Origin of the sequence: Klebsiella terrigena (genome assembly GCF_012029655.1) — a bacterium.
Classification (GTDB): domain Bacteria; phylum Pseudomonadota; class Gammaproteobacteria; order Enterobacterales; family Enterobacteriaceae; genus Klebsiella; species Klebsiella terrigena.
On the sequence record NZ_CP050508.1, the window covers coordinates 1,107,278 to 1,124,834 of the forward strand.

Sequence of the window (17,557 nt, forward strand, 5' to 3'; positions counted from 1 at the left end):
AGCCAAATGGGAGTCCAAGTTCGCTGGCGAGAATCGATTTTATTAATTAACTGAATTTTATGATTTTTTTTGGTGAAGGTAAGCCGCCGCAGCTAAGACTGCGGTGGCTTTCGTTTATCGGACGTTCAAAGAGTAGAGCGCGGCAATGCTTCCGGCTGTTTTTACCATCTCCAGTTTGACCTGTTGGGCACTGATGTTTTCGGGCAAACGATGCTCGCAAACGGAATGGCGGTTGTCGAATACTTCCGCCAGTAAGGTGTTATCAACCCATAAACGGTAGTGGGTCACGCAATGCGGCGTCACCGCCAGCGCATGGCCCATCTGTACCGTTTCCATGGCGTTATCAAAATCGTTATCGAACACCAGCGTTAGCGCGCGTAATGTCTGCGGCCGTTCCCAACGCCAGGTCACAGTCGGCAAACTATCGTCAGCGGCAGGTACCCATGCATTGGTGTGCTGCTCCGGGCGCAAACGGCCGTTGACCAGGTTTTCTGGTGCGTAGCAACGCAGTGGTGAAGCCAGGCGAAGTGCCGGAAGAATTTGATTTGGCTGGCGGCGCGGCAACCAGAAATCGAACTCATCCACGCCATAGTTGCCATCAGCGACCTGACGTGTATGCTTCGCAACCCTGGCGTTCAGGCCATTAAACACCGTCATAATTCCCGGAAGCTGCACGTCGCTTAGCGCAATATCGATGTGTTCATTGCTCTCATATACGATGAACAAATATTCATCGCGTGCGCTTTGATAATGGAATTGCACGCTGTATTCACCCGCTTCAAAGACAGAAATTTCACACTCGTCCAGTGGCGTATCAGGGGTGAAATTACCCGCGCGTTCACTGCCTAACAGGCGGATTTTAAGCAGCTGCGGCGAACCTGCACGTAAGGTGAAATTCAACTCAGGCAAGATTTCACCCGCTTTGAGCGGCAGGAGTAATGCCATGCGCTCATTCAATGCCTTCCATGTACCGTTTGCCGGCAGCTCAGTTAATTGCCATTCGCTGCTGGTGCTCACATGTGCGCCAGACGCCGGGTCGCTCAACCATTGGCGAGGGATATAGCAGCCGGTTTGTTGTAGATGCCGTTGCAGTGAACCGATGCGGTTTTGTTCTGCCAGCTGTGGTGCAGTGATTTGCTGCTGGTGGCACAACGCCGCCGCCCGGCCAACCACTTCGCCTAATAAACCACAGGTACACATCACGCGAGCACTGCCAAAAGCGACATGTGAGGCGGAAATCAGACGCCCGGTCAGGAATAAGTTTTCCATAGAACGGCTGTATAAGCTGCGATAAGGAATGGTATAGGTGCCTTTGCTGTGGAACTGGCGGCAGCCGTCGTGCTTGCTGTAAACGCCATCAGCCGGATGAAGATCAATTGACCAACCGCCGTAACCCACCGCGTCGTAGTGGTCACGCTGCTCAATAATATCTTGCTGGCAAAGGATGTGGTCGCCAACAAAGCGGCGGCTTTCACGTTTACCTGGGATCGCGCCGACCCACTCGATGGTCATATTTTCAGCATCCGGGAATTGCCCTGAGTTTTTAATGTAATCCCAAACACCCCAGACGATTTTCCACAGTTCCCACTTAATTTCTTCGCTGTCATGGATGGTATCAAGGCGACCTCCCCATTCCAGCCACCATAAATCACAACCGTTAAGCGTTGATGTCAGGCGCGTGTAGCGGGGGATTTCTTCGATATCTTTCAGGGCAAAAGAGGGGGGAATGAAGTTAACCGGCGCGCTGCCTTTTTTGGTGTAGAAATAGATGGAGTGCCCAAGTTTGTGGCCGAAGCTATCGCCCGGCGCCATTTTTTCATCAAACTCTTCCGGGTCTTCTGCGCCTACGCGATATTCAGCCCCGGCTAGATGCCCCAGCACGCCATCGCCGGTCGCATCGCAAAACTGGCTGGCGGCAATGTCATAAAAGGTTTCGTTAATGGCGTTGAAGCCTTTGGCGCTGGTAATACGTTGCCTTTCGGTAGAAACCTCATATAACGCGGTGTTCAATAGCAGCGTCAGATTGGGTTCACTGCGGGCCATATCCAACAAAACGAGATCAAACATCACCGGATTGCCTTCTTTATTCCGGTAAACGTTCTCCTCCATGATTTCACCCATGATGCCGCCTTCGCGCGACCAGCGATTATTGTTCCCCATATGTGAAGTAGCCCCGTTGGCCCACAGACGGACTTCGCTCGATGCGTTGCCCCCCAGAACGGGCCTGTCCTGCACCAAAACCACGTTCAAACCATCGCGAGCGGCAGCAAGGGCTGCGCATAACCCGGCGAGACCGCCGCCGGCAACCAGCAAGTCTGTTTTTAATTGTTGAGAAGGGAATTCCCGGGCGTGGGTTTGCTGAAAAATTTGCATAAAGTTTGTTTCCTGTAAAACTGACGATAAAATCGTGGTTCTTAAATGAATTTGAAGCGCGCTATGTCATCACAACCGAATCAAAGTCTTATCGACGGTATCCGTTGTTTGCAGTATCTGGTCACCAGCGGCCGGGCAATTGGTTGCCGGGAGCTGGCGCGCCTGATGGGGATTAATGCCACCCGCGTTAATCGCCTGTTGATGACCATGGCGGCGATTGGTCTGACCCAGCAGGATGAACAACGCCGCTATTTGCCTGGGCCGGGTATTCACGCTTTGGCAGCACAGGCGATTCGCGGTTCTGCACTGTTTTCCCAGGCTTTGCCTTTGCTTGAACGCCATGCGCCGAAAGATATCGTGGTGGCGCTCGGCGTGCTGTGGGAAGACCAGGTTATCTACATCTATCACTCTGAACCGGGCAGCCAGGTTAGCCAGGCTCTGGCTGGTTTCCACACGCTTCCGGCGTGGCAATCGGTTATCGGAATGGCATTGCTTGCCAGCGAAACCGATGAGGCATTGCAAGCGCGTTTCTCGCCTGAACACTGGCGGGAAATGGCCCCCAAACTTGCCCAGCAGCGAGAGTCTGGCCACGTTGTCTGGCGCCATGAAGATGGCGAGCTTTCGATGGCTCAGCCTCTGGGGGCGCACAACGCAGCCATCGCTTTTGCCGGAATGTGGGACGCCGATAAACAACAGGTTGCCCCGCGCCTTGCTCAGCTCAATCAACTCACCGCCCAACTCGTGACTCCTGCGGCTTAACCTCTGGTGGCGTGTCCAGGTCGATGCGCCCAACCACAAACAGGTAAGAGCAAATCCCAAGCCCTGCCAGAATGGCGATGAATGCCAGCGCAGGGGCAAAGTTATGCCCGTCGATTAGCGCGCCAATTGCAATGGGCACCACAATGGACGACAGCGCGCCGGTAAAGTTAAACACCCCACCTGCCAGACCAATTAAATGACGCGGCGCGAGTGCCGTCACAAACACCCAGGTGATGGTGGCAAGGCCGTTACCAAAGAAGGCAATCGACATGAAAAGAATGATGAGCGTCGGGCTGTCGGTGTAATTGGCACCCAGGATAAACAGCGTTAAAGACATGCCGAGAATTACCGGGGCTTTACGCGCAAAGCTTGCACTGACCCCACGTTTGATTAAACGGTCTGAGACAAACCCCGCCAGCAATACCCCGAAGAAGGCCGCCAGATAAGGGACGGAGGCGATATAGCCAGACTTAATAAAATCCATATGGCGATATTGCACCAGATAGGTCGGGAACCAGGTCAGGAAAAACCAGAAGGTGGCGGAGATAGTGAACTGACCAAAGTAAATGCCAATCAGTTTGCGGCTGCGGAACATCAGTGCCAGGTCGCTCCATGCAAACTTGCGTTTGGCTGCTTCCTGACGGCTTTCCAGAATTGCGCCGCCCTGGCGGATATGCTCAAGCTCTGCCTTTGAAACGCCTTTATGTTCCAGCGGCTCGCGGTACAGGTAATACCACACCACTGCCCAGACCATCCCGACGGCGCCGGTAATCAGGAATAAACCGCGCCAGCCATACAGCTCCTGAATATGGAACAGCAGCGGTGTCATGCAGGCCAGGCCAACAAATTGCGCAGAAGAGTAAATACCGATGGCGCTGGCGCGTTCGTTTTCCGGGAACCAGCTGGAAATCACGCGATTATTGGAAGGCATGACTGGCGCTTCAAATGCGCCGACGCCCAGGCGTAAGCCAACCAGGCCGCCAAAGCTGTTGGCAATCGCGTGCAGGGCGGTAATCAACGACCAAATAAACAACCCTACGCCGTAAACAATGCGCGCCCCGAAGCGGTCGATAACAAATCCGCCGGGTATTTGTAGCGCGGCATAAATCCAACCAAAAGCTGAAAACACCAGGCCCATCTGCAACGGCGTGAACTGCAAATCTCCAGCCATTTGCGTGGCGGCAACGGAAAGGTTGGTGCGATCCATGTAGTTAATGATGATGTTGATAAACACGAGCCCGAGCACCAGAAATCGGACGCGCCCGGTATTTTTTACCTTGGCTGTAGAAAGCGGTTGTTCTGCCATATCAATGTTCTCTTTATTTTTGTTCTCACGGCCTGTTTTAACAACAGAGTGGTTTTTCTATCCTTGTGTGTTTCTTTTATAGAAACAAAAGACGGTGAGCAAAGAGAAATCGTTTGAAATGTGATCAGAGTAAAACTTATGAGCTAAATGAGTTTGAGCAAGAAGAGGCGATAATGCAGCGGGGCAATCTTTTCCTCGCCTTGTGCGCGTGGGGAAAAATAGAGGCAGGGCGGCAGGCGATTATCCTAAAGCTAACATAGCGAAACTTGCTCACAAGTGCCCGCTGCTGTAATGGCTGTATTCCGGTTGCGGGTTATTGCTTATTGCTATGCCGGTTGCTCAGCAGGTAATACCGTGAATTGTACGGACAACGCCAGAACGTTATGTCATTGCAGCGAAGCGCGCGGACGGCCGCGCGCTTCGTGGAGGGATTAGGGCGCCAGATAGACCTGCGGAATGGCGTGGTCGGGGTGCTGGCCCGTGCGCACGTCGGCGCCGTACCAGCGGTTAATGATCGGTTGGCGTATCACCTCATGCGGCGTGCCTTCCGCCACCAGCTTTCCCTGATGCATCAGCAGGATATGGTCGGCCCACAGCGCGGCGAGGTTAAGATCGTGCAGCACGATGCAGACGTGCAGCAGGCCGCTGCGGGTCAGCCGTTTTAGCAGGCGCAGCAGGTGCTGCTGATAGTAAAGGTCCAGCGCCGAGGTTGGCTCATCAAGAAACAGCCAGCCCTGCGGCGCGTCGTCGCGCCACAGCTGTGCGAGACAGCGGGCCAGCTGCACCCGCTGCTGCTCGCCGCCGGAGAGTGAAGGGTAGCGTCTGCCGGCGAGATGGTCGCAGCCGGTCTCCGCCATTACCCTGCGCAGGGTCTGCAGGTCCGGGGTTTTGCCCCACGGCGAGCGCCCCATGGCGATCACCGTCTCAACGGGCCAGTCGGCGTGCAGCTGAGTGCGCTGCAGCATCACCGCCCGGCGGCGGGAGAGCGCCTCTGGCGTCCAGCTTTCCAGCGGCCGGCCCTCCACGCGCCGTTCGCCGCTGTCCGGGGTTAAAAAGCCGGTCAGCAGGCGGAGCAAGGTTGATTTGCCCGCGCCGTTTGGGCCAATCAGCGCGGTCATTCCGGCCGCGCTCAGCTGCAGGGAGATATCGTCAATCAGCAGGCGTCGGCCGACGCGCAGCGACAGCGAGCGGGCGGTATAGTGGTTATCCATCGTTCGTCCTCTGCTGGCGGAAAATGAGCCATAAAAACCACGGCGCGCCGAGCATGCTGGTCAGCAGGCCGACCGGCATTTCGGCGGGCGCGGCGACGGTGCGGGCGAGGGTATCGGCGAGGAGCAGTAAAATCGCGCCGGCGAGCAGCGAGCCGGGGACCAGGCCGCGATGGTCCGGGCCCAGCCACATCCGCATCAGATGCGGAACCACCAGGCCAATAAAGCCGATCACCCCGCTGATGGCGACCGATGCCGCCACCAGCAGGGCGCTGCACAGCAGCAGCAGCCGCTGCAGCGCCCGGACGTTGACCCCGAGATAGTGCGCTTCCTCATCGCCAAGCTGCAGCAGGTTGAGGCGCGAGGCCATCAGCCATACTGCTGCTGAGGCCGGGACCATCAGCGTGGCCGCCACCAGCAGCGTAGACCACTCAGCCTGGCCGAGGCTGCCCATTCCCCACAGGGAAAGCTGGCGCAGCTGGGTATCGTTGCTTATCCACGCCAGCGCCCCCACCAGCGCGCCGCACAGCGCGTTGATGGCAATCCCGACCAGCAGCAGGCGCGACAGCGAACCGTCGCCGGCCCGGCTAAGGATAAAAATCACCACCATCACCGCCAGGCTGCCGATAAAGGCCGCCAGCATCGGGGCATACAGCGCCACCAGTACCGGCACCGACAGCGGCAGCACCAGCCAGCAGGCCACCGCCAGCGCCGCGCCGCTGCTGATCCCCAGCAGGCCGGGGTCGGCGAGCGGGTTGCGAAACAGCCCCTGCATCACGCAGCCGGAGAGCGCCAGCGCGGCGCCGACCAGCAGCGCCAGCAGCACGCGGGGCAGGCGGATCGTCAGCCAGATATGGCGCAGCATCTCATCTCCGGATGGCCACAGGCTGGCGAGCGGCAGACGCATCGCCCCAAGCGTGGTGGCGAACAGCGTCAGCCCCGCCAGCAGCAGCAGCATCAGCCACAGAGTACGGGCGGGAGCGGCACGCATCAGGGCAGCTGCTCCGCTTTCTGCCGCAGCGTGATGACCGCCTGCGGGGTGCGCGGACCAAACCCGAGCAGCGCCATATCGTCAATCACCAGCACCTGCTTATGGCGGCCCGCCGGGGTTTGCGCGAGGCCGGGAAGCTTCCACAGTCCCGCTTCGCCCCCCATGCCCTTGAGCCCGTCGGCGGAAATCACCACCAGGTCCGGCAGGCTGGCGACCACGCCCTCCTGGGACATGCTGCGATAGTGGTCGAAGCCCTGCATTGCGTTCTGCAGGCCTGCGGCGCGGATCGCCCCGTCGGCCGCGGTCTGCTTCCCGGCGACCAGGGTGTTCATCCCGCCGTGGCTGAGAATAAACAGCACCCGCTTGTTAAGCGGTTGAGTGGGGATCTGCGCGATCTGCTGGTGCACCTTCTGCAGCAGCGCATCGCCCTGCGCCTGTTTACCTAAGGCTGCGGCAATCGTGGCGACCTTGCTATCGATTGACGCCAGGCTGTAGCCGCCCGGCACGTCAACGACCTTCACGCCGCTTTCCTGTACCTTTTTTAGCACCAGCGAAGGCTGGGCCTGGGCGCTGGCCAGCACGAGGGTCGGGCGCAGCGAGAGGATCCCTTCGGCGTTGAGCTGGCGCAGATAGCCGACGTCCGGCAGCGCCTGCGCCTCGGCGGGCCAGGTGCTGGTGCTGTCTTTGGCAACCAGCTGCTGCCGGGCATCGAGGGCGTAAACCACTTCGGTGACGTCGCCGCCGAGAGAGACGATGCGCTCGGCGGCGGCGCTGGCAAACAGCGGCAAGGCCGTCAGCAGTACGAGCCAGCGGTTCATGCGAGCTGTCCTTCCGTCGTCAGACGGTCAACCTGGCTGCGCCACTGCTCCTGCTCCGGGTGGCCTTCGCTGCGCTGGCCGAAGAGCTGGGCTATCTGAGTGCCGTCTTTGGCGAACAGCTCGACGCTGGTGACGTGGCCGTCAGAGGTCGGTTTGCGGGTCACCCAAACCTCATCAACGCTCTCTTCGCGCAGGTGCAGCGTAAAGGTGCTGTTGAAAATATTGAGCCAGCCGCGCATCGGCAGCAGCTTTTCGAGCGCGCCGGTGAAGATTTGCACGCAGCCGCGGTTGCCGACGAAAATCATAATTTCATTGCCCTCTTCGCGGATGGTGCCGAGCAGGCGCGGCAGGGCATCGTTTTCGATGCGGCAGGCGAGGTCGTCGCTCACCGCCCGGAAAGCCTGCTGGCGCGCCAGGTTATGCTTTCTCAGCAGGCCGAAGAACTGGTGCACGTCGGTCATCGCGCGCCACTCGCTCTCCAGCGCGGCGCCGTCGACGGCGTCAGCATATTTTGCTGCCTCGACCGGACGGATCGCCAGCGGCGTCGGCTCACTCTGGGTGTGCCCGGCAATCAGCGCATCCCAGGCGGCGATATCGGTTTGTTCGGTGGCGTAGACCTTCAGCAGCGCGTCGCCGTGATGATCGAAAAACTGAATGCTCTGGCGATCGCCGTCGGTCAGGTGGAACGCGCTGGCCCACTGGCTGAGAAACAGGCGCAGGTCGAGGGCCCGCGGGTTGAGCACCAGCCCGGCGTGGCCGTTGAGGTGCTGGTGGGTAAATTCGCCAACCTGCTCGTGGACCGCATATTCGTTGCGGCAAATACACTTCGTTTCGCCGACCGCTTCCAGCGCGGCCAGGATCGCGCGGGCGTCGTCCTGCAGGCGCACGGCATCGTAGCCGAGGCGGGCTTCGGTCAGCTCGGCTTCGCTGATCCCCATTTCGGCGGCGATATCGCGGGCGTATTTGGCGGAGGATTGCGCTTTAGTGGTCAGATAGCGCTGCCACAGCGGGGCATGTTGATGTTGAGCGTCTCGCATAATTCACATCCTTCTCTACGATGAGTATCCCCGGCATCGCGGCCGGGGGCAGGTTTCTTATTATTGGGTCTATCAAAAATCGACGTTCACGCCCAGCTGCCAGGTACGGCCAGGCATCGTCGCCAGCGCTTTATCGTTGGCATCCTGGTTGGTCGATGTCTCGATATTGCGGCTGCTCAGGTAATCCCAGTATTTACGATCGGTAATGTTGTAAACCCCGCCGTTCAGGCGCACGTTCTTCGCCACCTGCCAGTAAGCGGTCCAGTCGAGCATACCGTAGCCGGGCACGCGCATATATTCGCTGGTGGAGTCGGTGATTGCCGAGCCGGTGTTGGTATAGCTTTCGCGGTTGGTGGTGCTGGCGCGTTTGCCCTTCACAAAGGTCGCGGTCAGCGCGGTACCGTAGACTTTTGCCGGGTCGTCCCAGGCGACGCCGACGATCGCCTTCATTGGCGCGACGCTATCGAGGTCGACGTACTTGTCGCCGTTATAGCTGGACTTCGATTTCCCTTCGCTGTAGCCGTAGGCGAGGGTGGCGCTCAGGCCGTTAACCTCTTCAAACCAGGTGCCAAAGTTAAATTTGGCGCTGATTTCGCCGCCGTAGATATAGGCCTTATCGCGGTTTTCCGCCTGATAAATGGTATAGATATTCGACGGTACGTTGGTGAAGCGATCCGGGTTGCCGGAGCGCGTGTAGCGGCTGTAGGCGATAAAGTTTTTATAGCTGTTGTAGAACAGGGCGGTGCGCATGGTGATGCCTTCCGTCACTTCGCCCTTCATCCCCCACTCGAAGTTATCGCTGGTTTCAGTTTTCAGATCGGTATTACCGATCAGCGCGTACTGCGCCCGTCCGGCATAGCTGGAACCGAGGTTCCACGAGCCGTACAGCTGGCTGGCGTTCGGGAACTGCGCCCCGCGCTGGTACTGCAGGTAGGTCATCAGGCGCGGAGTCATATCGTACTGCAGGGCCAGCGACGGCAGCGCCTGGGTGTCGGAGTTTTTACCGTACAGCGTCGAGACGGCGGAGCCGGTCAGCACGCTGCTGTTGGTGGTCAGGTCCGAGAGGTTCTCCGGCTTGGTCGACTGATGCACGACGCGAATGCCCGGGATCACGGCGAAGTTATGGCTGTCGAGATCGAAGTTAATCTTATCCTGCACGAAGCCGGCGATGATGTAGCCGCGGCTATCCGCTTCCGGCTGCATGATCGCGGTGTAGACGCTCGGCACCGGCGACTGGCTGAACGGGCGCTGGGTTTTGGTGGTGCTGGCGTTGAGGCCGCCGCTCAGATCGTGACGGCCCACGGATTTGGCCAGCGCGGTCTGGAACCCCCAGGTGTCGGTGTCAAAGTTCGAGTTCACGGTCTCCATAGAGAGGGCGGTGCTATCCGGCATATAGGTCCAGTCGTGGGCCTCGGTATGCTGGTAATAGACCTTAGTCGACACGCTATCGATATAGTCGTTCATCGGCGTCCAGTCATCTTTTAGGCTCAGCCCCCAGCGGCGCGTCTGGCTGGTCTGGTTGGCGGTGCCGATAACGCTGTTGCCGCTGGAGTCCCAGGCGTCGTAGTGCGTATGGTTGGTTTTATGGTAGTAATCGAAGGTGCCGGTCAGCTTATGCTCGTCATTGGGCTGCCAGATCCCGGAGGTCATAAAGGCGTCTGAGTGCCAGTTGGCCGGATACGAATCGACGGTTCCGCTATTATTTTCCGTTTCCTGGCCGTCGCGGCGGCTGTAGACGAAGATCCCGCGCAGGGTCTCGTCGCCGCCGGCGATGGTGACGCCGTTGTGCCAGCTGCGGTCGGCAGAGTCGTAGCCGCTGCGGTAGCCGAAGGCGCTGGTTTTACCCGGATGCAGATAGTCGTCGGCAGATTTCGGGCGGAAAGAGACGTTACCGCCGATGGAGCTGTTGGCCGTTTCGCTGGAGGTGGCGCCGGACTGAATATTGATGCTGCCGTACATATACGGGTCAATGTAGTCGCGGCCAATACCGAAGGTGTTGAGGCCCGATCGGCTGACGTAGCTGCGTCCGGTGGCGTTTGGCTGAGCGATGCCGTCAACGTCGATCCCGACGCGGTTGCTCTCCATGCCGCGAATGTTGTAGCCGGTGTAGCCGCCGCGGTCGAAGCCGCTTTTACCGTTGCCCGAACCGCCGCTGGCACCGGTGGCGCCAATCAGCGGCTCATAGCGCATGATGGAGCCAAAATCTTTGGCACCTTTGTCCTGCAGATCCTGAGCGCTAATGGTGTGTTCGCTGCCGGCTTTCAGCACGGGGGCGGGTGCAGTCACGGTCATCAGCTCCGAGCTATCGTCGGATAATGCATCGCTGGTGAGGTTTTTATTGGTGCTGTCAGCCGCCCCGGCGGAGGTCTGATAAATTGCTGCGAGCAAAGAAGTCACCAGCAGGCTTTTCTTAAACCATGCCGTTGATTGAGTGGATTTGTACATAGTAGCCACGCCTTGATAATTATTAGTATCGGCTCACGCGTTACTTCCAGATTTGTCGATTCACCCCGTTCTTTCCCTGCGCTGGCGAATGCATTCCCTGTGCTTTTGCGAATACTAATGATAATTATTACCATTTGCAACTAATTCATTATATCTCCACATTTTATTCATAAAGTTGATTACAATTCGGCTTAACGATTAACGAACCTGATCATTCAGGTGGAAATTATTGAGGATAAAAATGACTAAGCGCGCCATTACCATCACCTACTGCTCCCAGTGTAACTGGATGCTGCGCGCCAGCTGGATGGCGCAGGAGCTGCTGCACACCTTCAGCACCGACATCGGCTCGGTCACGCTGGTGCCGGGAACCGGGGGAATATTCACCATCACCGTCGACGATGTGCAAATCTGGGATCGCAAGCAGGATGAGGGTTTCCCCGACGCGGCGGAGCTCAAGCGTCGGGTACGCGACGTCTGCTTCCCGGAAAAACCGCTCGGACACCTGGATAAACCGGCCTAATCCTCAGGGAGTAACCGGCTGCGCCGCGCCGCCTGAAGGTGTATTATACGTGCATCTTTATTGCCGGGGAGTGGCTATGGCGGGTAAACGTATCGATCGCGAAAAAGAGACCATCAGCAGGATGATTTCGCTCTATCAGCGCCGCTGCCCCGATGCCACGGCCGACGCGGGGCACTATCAGGCGCTCAACGGCTATGCCGATAAGCGGCTGGATAAATGCGTGTTCGGTGAAGAGAAGCCGGCCTGCAAGCAGTGCCCGGTGCACTGCTACCAGCCGGCGAAACGCGAAGAGATGAAGCAGATTATGCGCTGGGCGGGGCCGCGAATGCTCTGGCGCCACCCGATATTAACCATCCGTCATCTGATTGATGACCGCCGCCCGGTCCCCGAGCTGCCGGAAAAATACCGGCCTAAAAAATAGCCGGCACCTTTCCGGGCGCTAGCCGCGGCCCGACGCCTCTGCGGAATCGGCCTGCGTCCGGCTGTCGCGGATCGACGTATAAACGAACGTCACGATGAACAGCACGGTGAACAGCACCACGATGGTCGGCGCCAGGGCGCTATCGAGATAGAACGACAGCCAGACGCCCCCCAGCGAACAGCTCACCGCAAGCGCCACCGCCAGCAGCAGCGCGCTGATAAAGCGCCGCGTCAGCAGCAGCGCGATGGCGCCCGGGGCGATCAGCAGCGAAATCGACAGAATAATCCCCACCGCTTTTAGCGTCGCGACGATCGTCAGCGCAATCATGCACAGCAGCCCGTAGTGCAGCAGCCCGCAGCGTAAACCGCTGGCCTTAGCCTGATGCGGGTCGAAGGCGTGCAGCAGAAAATCGCGCCACTTCAGCCCAATAATCAGCGCAATAGCCAGGGCGATCGTCGACGTTTGCGCGATATCGCTGGCGGAGATGCCCAGCATATCGCCGAACAGAATATGGTCGAGATGCACCTCGGACTGAATAGCGACGTACAGCACCAGCCCGGCGCCAAACATGCCGGAAAAGACGATCCCCATAATCGTATCGCGCTTGATGCGGCTATTGTCATCAAGATAGCCGGTGGCGATAGCGCAGAACAGCCCGGCAATAAAGGCGCCGATGGCGAAGGGAATGCCGACGATATACGCCACCACCACCCCGGGAAATACCGCGTGGCTCATGGCGTCGCCCATCAGCGCCCAGCCTTTCAGCACCAAAAACACCGACAGCAGGGCGCAGGGAACGGCAACGATCGCCGCCACCAGCATGGCGTTGATCATAAAAGAGAACTGGAAGGGTTCGAGCAGAGCGGTCAGCATGAGGCCTCCCTGGCGCGACGACGGCTGGCAAGCAGGCCGTGCTTTGGCGCGAAGACGAATGCCACCAAAAACAGCAGCGTTTGGGCCACCACGATGATGCCGCCGGTGGCGCCGTCCAGATAGTAGCTCAGCCAGGCGCCGAAAAAGCTGGTCAGGCTGCCGATGGCGACGGCGATCGCCAGCAGGCGCGGAAAGCGGTCGGTGAGCAGCCAGGCGGTGGCGCCGGGGGTGACCACCAGGCAAATCACCAGAAACGCGCCCACGGTCTGCAGCGCCGCTACGGTACAGGCCGCCAGCAGAGTGAAGAAGAGCAGCTTGAGTCCGGTGGTGTTGAGGCCGATGGAGCGGGCGTGGCTTTCATCGAAAAAGGTGACCATCAGATCTTTCCACTTCAGCAGCAGGATGATTATCGAAATAAAGCCAATCGCCGCCAGCTGGATAATATCCTCCGGGGCAATCGCCAGAATATTGCCCAGGATGATGGTCTGAATATTGACCGAGGTCGGGTTGAACGACACCATAAACAGCCCGATACCGAAGAAGGAGGAGAAAATCAGCCCGATAATCGCATCCTCCTTGAGCTTTGAGCGCTGGTTGAGAAACAGCATGCTGCCCGCCGCCAGCCCGCCGGAGAGAAAGGCGCCCAGCGCAAAGGGCAGGCCGAGCATATAGGCGCCTGCTACGCCTGGGACGATCGAGTGGGAGAGGGCATCGCCAATCAGCGACCAGCCTTTAAGCATCAGGTAGCACGAGAGAAATGCGCACACGCCGCCGACCAGGGCGGAGACCCACATCGCGTTCAGCATATACTGATAGCCAAACGGCTCCATCAGCCAGCTCATCCTTCGCCTCCCGTCGCCCGACGGCTGATAAACGGCCGCTCATCGTCGGTAATGATGCGATCCTCGCCGCCTTTGAGCACCACGTGGCGCAGCACGCCGCTAAAGGCAAGCTCCAGATTCTCGGCGGTAAAGGTGGTTTCGGTTGGGCCGCTCGCGAGGACGGTGCCTTTGACCATCACGGTGTAGTCGCAAAACTCGCTGACCGATCCGAGGTTGTGAGTTGAGACCAGCATGGTGCAGCCCTCATCGCGCAGCTCCCGCAGCAGGGCGATGATCCGCGCTTCGGTCTGCACGTCAACGCCGGTAAAGGGTTCATCCAGCAGGATCACTTTGCCCTGCTGGGCGATGGCTCTGGCAAGGAACACGCGCTTCTTCTGCCCGCCGGAGAGTTCGCCGATCTGCCGATGGCGGTATTCGCTCATGCCTACGCGCGCCAGCGCCGCGTCAACGATCTCGTGGTCGCGAGGCTTTGCCCGCCGCAGCCAGCCCATATGGCCGTAGCGGCCCATCATCACCACGTCTTCCACCAGCACCGGGAACGACCAGTCGACCTCCTCGGACTGCGGGACGTAGGCCACAAGGTTTTGCCGCAGCGCCTGGTTGACCGGCCGGCCGAGGATCGCAATCTCGCCGCGCGCCAGGCGCACAAAGCCCATCAGCGCCTTAAACAGGGTCGATTTCCCCGAGCCGTTGACGCCGACCAGCGCGGCAATTGAACCCTGCGGGACGCTGAAGGAGGCATCCCGCAGCGCGGTATGGCCGTTGCGGTAGGTGACGCTGACCCTGTCGATGACCAGCCCGGCCGTCGCTGTACTCATGACTGTTTCCTCAGGCCGTCGTTGATGCCCTGGACGATGGTTTGCGTGGTCACCCGCAGCAGATCGAGATAGGTCGGCACCGGGCCATCGGCGGTGCTCAGGGAGTCAACGTAGAGCACGCCGCCGTAGTGGGCGCCCGCTTCACGTGCGACCTGGCGCGCCGGCTTATCGGAGATGGTGCTTTCGCTGAAGATGGTCGGGATATGCTCTTTTTTCATGGTGTCGATGGTTTTACGCACCTGCTGCGGCGTGCCCTGCTGGTCGGCGTTAATCGGCCAGAGGTAGCGCTCCTGCAGGCCGTTATCGCGGGCGAGGTAGGAGAATGCGCCTTCGCTGGTGACCAGCCAGCGCTTATCCTCCGGCAGCTTCGCCAGCTGCGCTTTCAGCGGCGCCATGGTCTGGCGGATTTTTTCCTTGTAGGTCTCGGCGTTGCGGCGATAGACGTCGGCGTTATCCGGATCGTATTTCGCCAGCGCGTCGCGGATGTTATCGACGTAGATTAGGGCGTTGTCCGCCGACATCCACGCGTGCGGGTTGGGCTTGCCGTTATAGGGGCCATCGCTGATGCCCATCGGCTCAATCCCGTTGCTGACCACCACTTCCGGCACGCCGTTTAAATGCTGGTAGAAGCGGGCGAACCACAGCTCGAGGTTCAGACCGTTGGCGAGAATAAGCTGCGCCCCCTGGGCGCGCTTGATATCGCCCGGCGTCGGCTGATACTCATGGATCTCGGCCCCCGGTTTGGTAATTGAGCTCACCTCGGCGGCATCGCCAGCCACGTTCTGCGCCATATCGGCGATCACCGTAAAGGTGGTGATGACCTTAAATTTCTCTTTCGCCTGCGCGGGGGCGACGGCGAGGATCGCCAAAGTGGCGGCAAACATCAGGTGTTTCAGCGGTGGCAGGTGCAGCATAGGATCCCTCACAACGTTGCGGTCAATTAATCATCATTTATAGCCTATGCTATGTTGTATAGCACAGGCTATTGATAAATGAAAATGATTATTATTTAGGTGGCGGGCGAATAATGAGCGTGGGAACGATAGCGCGGCGGAGCAGATGAGGGGCGCAGGGGAAAAAGAGAAACAACAAGAGAAAGAAAAAGAAAAGAGAAGCAGGGAAAGCCGGGAGCGAGTCCGGCCACCGTGAGCGGCCGGGGGAGAACGTCAGGAGATATCGGCTACCGACTGGCGCGGGATCAGGCGGCCCGCCAGCGTGCGGCCCTCGGCGCTAAACGCCGGGCGTTCGTCAATCAGGCTGCGGATCCGCTGAATACAGCTCTCCATCAGCTGCTCAAGCGGCCATGAGATACAGGTCAGCGGCGGATTGAGCAGCGAAGCGAGCGGGGAGTCCTCGAGGCTGAGCAGCGACACCTCCTGCGGCACGGCGACGTTAAACTCGCGCAGCAGGCGCATGGCTTCCGCCGCGTAGCGATCGCGCTTGACGATAATGACCGAATACTTGCTGAAGCTGTTAATCAGCGTCAGCAGCGCCTGCTCAACGTCATCGTTAGCCGCCAGCATCAGCTGACGGTTAAAGGGAATGGAGTAGTTTTGCAGCACGTTCCGGTAGCCTTCGAGCATTTGGCGGCTGGCGTCATCGTCGGCGTTATCGGTCAACAGCGCGATATTGCGATGGCCCTTGCCGATGACGTAGCGGCAGGCGCTTTCGGTGGCAAAGGCGTAGTCGTAGCCTTGGTTGTTGATCCCCGCCACGCTGAAGCGGTCGAAGGAGATAACGTTGCGCGGGGCGTCCGGCGAGACCGCGCCGAGCACCACCACCGCCACGCACTGGCGCTGAAGGTCGTCCACCGCAGCGGCCTGTTCCACCCCGTCGGTGACGTACTGCACCAGCAGATTTTTGTTTAATCCCTTGAGGGCCTGCGACAGCTGGGGAAGCAGGCGCGCTCCGCTGCTCTCGTCGCGCGTCGGGATAACCAGGCCAACGTGATTTGATGTCTGACTGGCGAGGTTTTGCGCGGCAAAGCTCGGGCGATAGTTGAGCTCTTCAACGGCTCGCAGCACGGCTTCCCGGCTCTCCTCGCGAACGCCACGGGTGCCGGTCAGCACGCGAGAAACCGTCGCTCTGGAGACATTCGCTAATCTTGAAACATCATCAATGGTTGGCATGGTCTTTTCTGTCTGGATATTTTCGCCTAGCTTAGCATACCTGCTGAAAAAAGTGTCTATCGCCACCGGCCTTCAGCGCCCGCCAGAACAGGGAGCCAGGCCGCGCCGCGCACGCCGCTGGCGTCGCCGAAGCGGGCCTGTTTGATCGCGGTATGGCAGCTATCGGAGAACAGATAGGGCACGATGGCGGGGGGCAGATCGCGGTAAATTTGCCCGACGTTGGACAGGCCACCGCCCAGCACGATCGTCTGCGGATCGAGGATGTTAATCACCGAGGCCAGGCTGCGGGCAAAGGCGTCGATAAAGTGCCGCCAGTGGGCGAGCGCCTGCGGATCGCCATTTTGCGCGGCCTCAACTATCGCTTCCGCCTGCGCCTGCTCGCCGTATCGCCGGGCAAATCCGCTGCCGGAGATAAAGCTCTCAATGCAGTTTTGCTTCCCGCAGTAGCAGGCCTGAGCGGGGCCATCCCGCTGCGGCGTATAGCCCGGAAGCGGGTTGTGCCCCCACTCGCCGGCGATCGCGTTGGGCCCGCTTAGCAGCTGCTGATTGACGGCAATGCCGCCTCCGCAGCCGGTACCGATAATCACCCCAAAGACCGTCGTTGCGCCTGCGCCCGCGCCGTCTACCGCTTCGGAAAGAGTGAAGCAGTCGGCGTCGTTGGCGATCCACACCGGCTGGCCGAGCCGCTGCATCAGATCGCTGCGCAGATCGTGGCCGTTCAGCACCAGGCAGTTGCAGTTTTTGATCAAGCCGCTTTGCGGGTCGATAGCGCCGGGCAGGCCGACCCCAATCGAAAACGGGCGCTCGCTCCAGTCGCGCACGGTCTCGATCAGGCCGAGCAGCTGGTGGATGAACGCCTCGTAGCTCTCTTTATGCGTTGGGCGGCGCTGGCGATAGACGCACTCGCCCTGGGGGGTGAGCAGAACGGCTTCCATTTTGGTGCCGCCGATATCTAAACCAAGATGTAGCATAGTTGCCTCAATACGGGATGGCGCGTAGGTTGCCCGCAGCCCC

Annotated in this window: 16 protein-coding genes; 3 read left to right on the forward strand and 13 right to left on the reverse strand. The window is 59.4% G+C overall.

Annotated elements, in window-relative coordinates:
* Positions 1-114: 114 nt before the first annotated feature.
* A complete protein-coding gene (locus tag HCK03_RS05300) occupies positions 115-2,373 on the reverse strand; it encodes an FAD-dependent oxidoreductase (protein ID WP_167691231.1) in 2,259 nt (752 codons plus the stop codon).
* 63 nt (positions 2,374-2,436) lie between these two features.
* Here HCK03_RS05300 and HCK03_RS05305 point away from each other — a divergent pair, with 63 nt between their 5' ends.
* Positions 2,437-3,132, forward strand: a complete 696-nt coding sequence (locus HCK03_RS05305) for an IclR family transcriptional regulator domain-containing protein (RefSeq protein WP_123552080.1) — start codon at positions 2,437-2,439, stop codon at positions 3,130-3,132.
* Here the strand turns inward: HCK03_RS05305 and HCK03_RS05310 are convergent.
* From HCK03_RS05310 to HCK03_RS05335, 6 genes are all read right to left on the reverse strand, one after another.
* The gene (locus HCK03_RS05310; protein WP_167691232.1) at positions 3,101-4,438 is read right to left on the reverse strand and encodes an MFS transporter; all 1,338 of its coding nucleotides are present in this window, start codon (positions 4,436-4,438) and stop codon (positions 3,101-3,103) included. The two genes, HCK03_RS05305 and HCK03_RS05310, sit on opposite strands and share 32 nt — an antisense overlap.
* Positions 4,439-4,869: 431 nt before the next feature.
* Complete coding sequence (locus tag HCK03_RS05315; protein ID WP_143966552.1) at positions 4,870-5,649, reverse strand: heme ABC transporter ATP-binding protein; 780 nt, start codon at positions 5,647-5,649, stop codon at positions 4,870-4,872.
* Entirely contained in the window at positions 5,642-6,637 is a 996-nt protein-coding gene (locus HCK03_RS05320; RefSeq protein WP_041146927.1) for a FecCD family ABC transporter permease, read from the reverse strand. Before HCK03_RS05320 ends, HCK03_RS05315 begins: the two co-directional genes overlap by 8 nt.
* On the reverse strand, positions 6,637-7,455 hold the full coding sequence (locus HCK03_RS05325; protein WP_115192035.1) for a heme/hemin ABC transporter substrate-binding protein: 819 nt from the start codon (positions 7,453-7,455) through the stop codon (positions 6,637-6,639). Before HCK03_RS05325 ends, HCK03_RS05320 begins: the two co-directional genes overlap by 1 nt.
* Complete coding sequence (locus tag HCK03_RS05330) at positions 7,452-8,492, reverse strand: hemin-degrading factor (RefSeq protein ID WP_167691233.1); 1,041 nt, start codon at positions 8,490-8,492, stop codon at positions 7,452-7,454. The genes HCK03_RS05325 and HCK03_RS05330 overlap by 4 nt, the downstream gene beginning before the upstream one ends.
* 72 nt (positions 8,493-8,564) lie before the next feature.
* Positions 8,565-10,937 (reverse strand): TonB-dependent receptor domain-containing protein, encoded by a 2,373-nt coding sequence (locus HCK03_RS05335; RefSeq protein ID WP_123552086.1) that lies wholly within the window; start codon positions 10,935-10,937, stop codon positions 8,565-8,567.
* 241 nt (positions 10,938-11,178) lie between these two features.
* On the opposite strand from HCK03_RS05335, the gene HCK03_RS05340 reads away from it, so the two are divergent.
* Complete coding sequence (locus tag HCK03_RS05340) at positions 11,179-11,460, forward strand: Rdx family protein (protein ID WP_041146923.1); 282 nt, start codon at positions 11,179-11,181, stop codon at positions 11,458-11,460.
* A gap of 76 nt (positions 11,461-11,536) precedes the next feature.
* A complete protein-coding gene (locus tag HCK03_RS05345) occupies positions 11,537-11,881 on the forward strand; it encodes a nitrous oxide-stimulated promoter family protein (protein ID WP_123552087.1) in 345 nt (114 codons plus the stop codon).
* Between the two features lie 18 nt (positions 11,882-11,899).
* On the opposite strand, the gene sitD is transcribed toward HCK03_RS05345, so the two are convergent.
* The 6 genes from sitD to HCK03_RS05375 all read right to left on the reverse strand — a co-directional run bounded on the left by sitD (position 11,900) and on the right by HCK03_RS05375 (position 17,514).
* Positions 11,900-12,754 (reverse strand): iron/manganese ABC transporter permease subunit SitD, encoded by an 855-nt coding sequence (sitD, locus tag HCK03_RS05350; protein WP_167691234.1) that lies wholly within the window; start codon positions 12,752-12,754, stop codon positions 11,900-11,902.
* The gene (sitC, locus tag HCK03_RS05355) at positions 12,748-13,596 is read right to left on the reverse strand and encodes an iron/manganese ABC transporter permease subunit SitC (RefSeq protein WP_167691235.1); all 849 of its coding nucleotides are present in this window, start codon (positions 13,594-13,596) and stop codon (positions 12,748-12,750) included. Before sitC ends, sitD begins: the two co-directional genes overlap by 7 nt.
* Positions 13,593-14,414, reverse strand: a complete 822-nt coding sequence (locus tag HCK03_RS05360; protein ID WP_134527412.1) for a manganese/iron ABC transporter ATP-binding protein — start codon at positions 14,412-14,414, stop codon at positions 13,593-13,595. Before HCK03_RS05360 ends, sitC begins: the two co-directional genes overlap by 4 nt.
* Positions 14,411-15,328, reverse strand: coding sequence for a metal ABC transporter substrate-binding protein (locus HCK03_RS05365; protein ID WP_135184066.1), 918 nt, complete (start codon positions 15,326-15,328; stop codon positions 14,411-14,413). The genes HCK03_RS05360 and HCK03_RS05365 overlap by 4 nt, the downstream gene beginning before the upstream one ends.
* A 252-nt stretch (positions 15,329-15,580) precedes the next feature.
* Positions 15,581-16,543 (reverse strand): LacI family DNA-binding transcriptional regulator, encoded by a 963-nt coding sequence (locus HCK03_RS05370; RefSeq protein WP_115192042.1) that lies wholly within the window; start codon positions 16,541-16,543, stop codon positions 15,581-15,583.
* A 56-nt stretch (positions 16,544-16,599) separates the two neighbouring features.
* Positions 16,600-17,514, reverse strand: a complete 915-nt coding sequence (locus HCK03_RS05375) for an ROK family protein (RefSeq protein ID WP_115192043.1) — start codon at positions 17,512-17,514, stop codon at positions 16,600-16,602.
* Positions 17,515-17,557: the final 43 nt, after the last annotated feature.